Origin of the sequence: Bartonella sp. AA81SXKL (genome assembly GCF_042196945.1) — a bacterium.
In the GTDB taxonomy this organism is placed as follows: domain Bacteria; phylum Pseudomonadota; class Alphaproteobacteria; order Rhizobiales; family Rhizobiaceae; genus Bartonella.
This window is the reverse complement of sequence record NZ_JBHIRH010000054.1, coordinates 1-2,767: the sequence shown is the minus strand read 5'-3', so window position 1 is coordinate 2,767 and position 2,767 is coordinate 1. Positions and strand designations below refer to the sequence as shown.

The following is a 2,767-nucleotide window of genomic DNA, read 5'->3' as shown; positions in this document are numbered from 1 at the left end:
TGATCTTTTGCTCTAAAATTGCTTCAACAGAAAGCTCTTCAATAATTTGTGGCAAAGGAATCTGTGAAAAGGGTAAATGTTCAAGCTCTGCCATAAGAGACCTCTAAAGGAAAATGCATCTCTTGCCCATGGGACCAATCCCCCAAATGGCCATCGGGATAAAAAATACCCGTTAAAACAAAATGGAATGTTCCCTCACGCGTTGCTTTAGTCAGATCAATCCTTTGCAATGAGAACCCAGGCTCTCCACATTCTGGATCATCAAGCGCGCAGGCAATAGCTTGATAAAGACGTAAGATTGTTGCAGGATCAGCATTGGCGTCTTGGAATTCTCTGACATCACACCCATAATGGCGACGCAAAACCCGTGTTCCTACCCTTGTCATTAAACATTTATGGAGTGATTGTTGGCAATGCGCAAAGCCATACAAGAGAGAGCCATCCTTTTCGCTCATCCCGCACCGCATGGCTTATGCCCCTTTGCTTGTCTTTGTGGTAGAGACCGTTGGGGCCGCAGCAACAACAGGGGCTGGTTTTTCAGCGATCTGACCAAGCAGCAACGGATATTTAGCCGCTTCCTCACTTAAACAAATTTCCTCACCCTTGCCTGGTGAACGCTTGCCTGCAACAAAATCGGCATTGGTTAAAATAACATAAGTATTCTCACGCATCATAAAACTCCTTTAAAGAGGGGAAGAGGTTGTGGAGGGACCCATTTTGACCCCACCGTGTTTGTGGCTTGCGCCAACAGATTTTTGATTATGCTGTAAATCTTTTGCTTCAATCTGCACACTACCCGTTAATTCAACACGGGTTGCTTGATGAGAAAGCACCAAACCTTGTGCACTCAAATGAATTTGATTTTCCCCATGGGAGAGAATGAGCTCATCTTTTGTCATCCGCAAAGCGCCACCGGCATAACACAGAGCAAGTTCTTGGAAAGAGCGTGCGGGATTAGGCGCATCCTCACTATAGCTATCGCGCACCACCAGAGAAGCAGAACAAATTTCGCCATGGGGGTTTAACAACCGCACCGGGTCACCAACATGGAGGGGCATATTGCTTGAGAGAGCGCCAGAAGCTTCTTGCGCTTGTAGCCAAGGCGATAAAACCGCTTGTCCATTGGCACTCTCAGAGAAAAGTTTCACCCGCACCCTATGGCCATCAACTTGCACAACCCGCCCGATCATGTGCTGGTTGGCAAGACAGCGTTCAAGGGCATCAAGACGCTTCATGATTTGTCGAAAGGTATCACTTAAGAGATGTGCGTCATTCATGCCCCACCTCATTGTCCCATGAAATCAAACCACTTTTGAGTTGTCCCTCATCACAAAAAATATCTTTTCCCAAATGATACAAATCTTGGTGCCATTCCACCACACTAATCGACACACCACGCTGCTTAATCGCCGCAGAGATAATCGGTTCAATCTGGACATCACGCGGGGCACTCAAATGCGTTAGCCCCCACAATTGCCCGCTATGACAAAGCACCGCAATAGCTTCTGCCAAAAGCCAACTGGAAACATCACGCTCTTTACCTGTGGTAATAATAAAAGCCCCTAAATGAAGATCAGCACTCATGTGTCCAGAAGCCACAGAAGTTAAGCGACTTTCTAACACCGCAACGCGTATTGCTGGTGCCACAAGCATTTGTGTTTCCAATTCTTCTAAGTTAAAACGTCCAAATTGACAGGCGCAATCACGCACATCCGGCAAAGCGCCTTTAAGGCTCCCTATCACCGCCTCACGAAACTGATTAATGCGCCCAGCATTTTTAATCGTTTGACTCATGCAAAGACCCTTCCCAGCCAATCTTCTGCCGCTTTGACAATTTCCACTTTATTGCGCTCAGAAAGCCCCAAATAAGGGCGTGCGGGCATGGTTACCTGATGCATACAAACAAAGCGGTGTGCTTTGCTGCTTTTCAGAAAAAAGCGCAATGTCTTGCCATTTTTCGGGTGAATAACCCCACCCAATTGATGAATCCGCGCATAAACCAACCCAGAGCCCACAATCACCTTTTCTGGTGAAGCTTTCATATCAATGGAGCGTGAAAGCGCCCCACTGGCAAAAAGAATGGAGGTGCGAGCATAATTGTTTTTCCACTTCTCTCCTTGGGCAGAGGTTTTTTCACTTTGAATCCGCCGCCTTGTGCTTTCTTGGATGAGACGCCCAACCCCTTGTGCCAAAGTCCCCATCGAGCTATCAGCCCCCTTTTGCAAAAAGGATAAAGCCGCTTCAAGCCCTGTCTCTTTAATCTCAATATGGGTTGAAACAGACATGTTATCTTCCCATCAAACGCGGCTTAGCATGGAAAAAAGCCCCATCACGAACCGGTCCATCTTCGCTCATAATTTTAGGTTCATCCACACCCAAACCCGCTTTGCCTTCGGCAATACGTTTCAGCAAATCAACCGCCTGTTTGTAACGATCTTCAATAGTCGTGGTCAGTGCCGTATGGCGTATGGCTAAATTATAAACAGCAATATTGACACAGATCATACCCAGAGCCGCTGGCTGTCCAACAATGGGGACACAGTAGCGATGAGACAGATGCACATCAATCTCACCACTTGCCTGTTCAAGCGCGCGGGCAATGGCTTGCTCTGAAAGAACTGGATCAGAATTCTCATCCATCCCGCATAAGTCATCCAAGAAGTCATCACCCCAGAGCTCTTCAATCAATCTTTTGCTTGCATAAGCCATGTTTAAAAGTTTCCCTTAGACAACTTCTTGCAACAAAACACCGGCATCTTTTGCAGCA

At 46.9% G+C, this 2,767-nt stretch carries 6 protein-coding genes and 1 pseudogene; all 7 read right to left on the bottom strand.

Annotation, left to right across the window (positions count from 1 at the left end):
- A pseudogene (locus tag ACFINZ_RS09300) lies at positions 1–94 on the bottom strand (baseplate assembly protein); the annotation flags it as partial.
- On the bottom strand, positions 81–467 hold the full coding sequence (locus tag ACFINZ_RS09295; RefSeq protein ID WP_375680770.1) for a GPW/gp25 family protein: 387 nt from the start codon (positions 465–467) through the stop codon (positions 81–83). The pseudogene ACFINZ_RS09300 and the gene ACFINZ_RS09295, both read right to left, overlap by 14 nt.
- Before the next feature lie 3 nt (positions 468–470).
- On the bottom strand, positions 471–671 hold the full coding sequence (locus tag ACFINZ_RS09290) for a hypothetical protein (protein ID WP_375620339.1): 201 nt from the start codon (positions 669–671) through the stop codon (positions 471–473).
- Between the two features lie 12 nt (positions 672–683).
- The gene (locus ACFINZ_RS09285) at positions 684–1,277 is read right to left on the bottom strand and encodes a baseplate assembly protein (RefSeq protein ID WP_375701381.1); all 594 of its coding nucleotides are present in this window, start codon (positions 1,275–1,277) and stop codon (positions 684–686) included.
- Positions 1,270–1,794 carry a hypothetical protein gene (locus tag ACFINZ_RS09280; RefSeq protein WP_375701380.1) on the bottom strand — a complete coding sequence of 175 codons (525 nt, stop codon included), beginning with the start codon at positions 1,792–1,794 and terminating at the stop codon, positions 1,270–1,272. The genes ACFINZ_RS09285 and ACFINZ_RS09280 overlap by 8 nt, the downstream gene beginning before the upstream one ends.
- Positions 1,791–2,285, bottom strand: a complete 495-nt coding sequence (locus ACFINZ_RS09275; RefSeq protein ID WP_375701379.1) for a phage virion morphogenesis protein — start codon at positions 2,283–2,285, stop codon at positions 1,791–1,793. Before ACFINZ_RS09275 ends, ACFINZ_RS09280 begins: the two co-directional genes overlap by 4 nt.
- A gap of 1 nt (position 2,286) precedes the next feature.
- Entirely contained in the window at positions 2,287–2,709 is a 423-nt protein-coding gene (locus tag ACFINZ_RS09270; RefSeq protein WP_375701378.1) for a gp436 family protein, read from the bottom strand.
- Between the last annotated feature and the right edge of the window lie 58 nt (positions 2,710–2,767).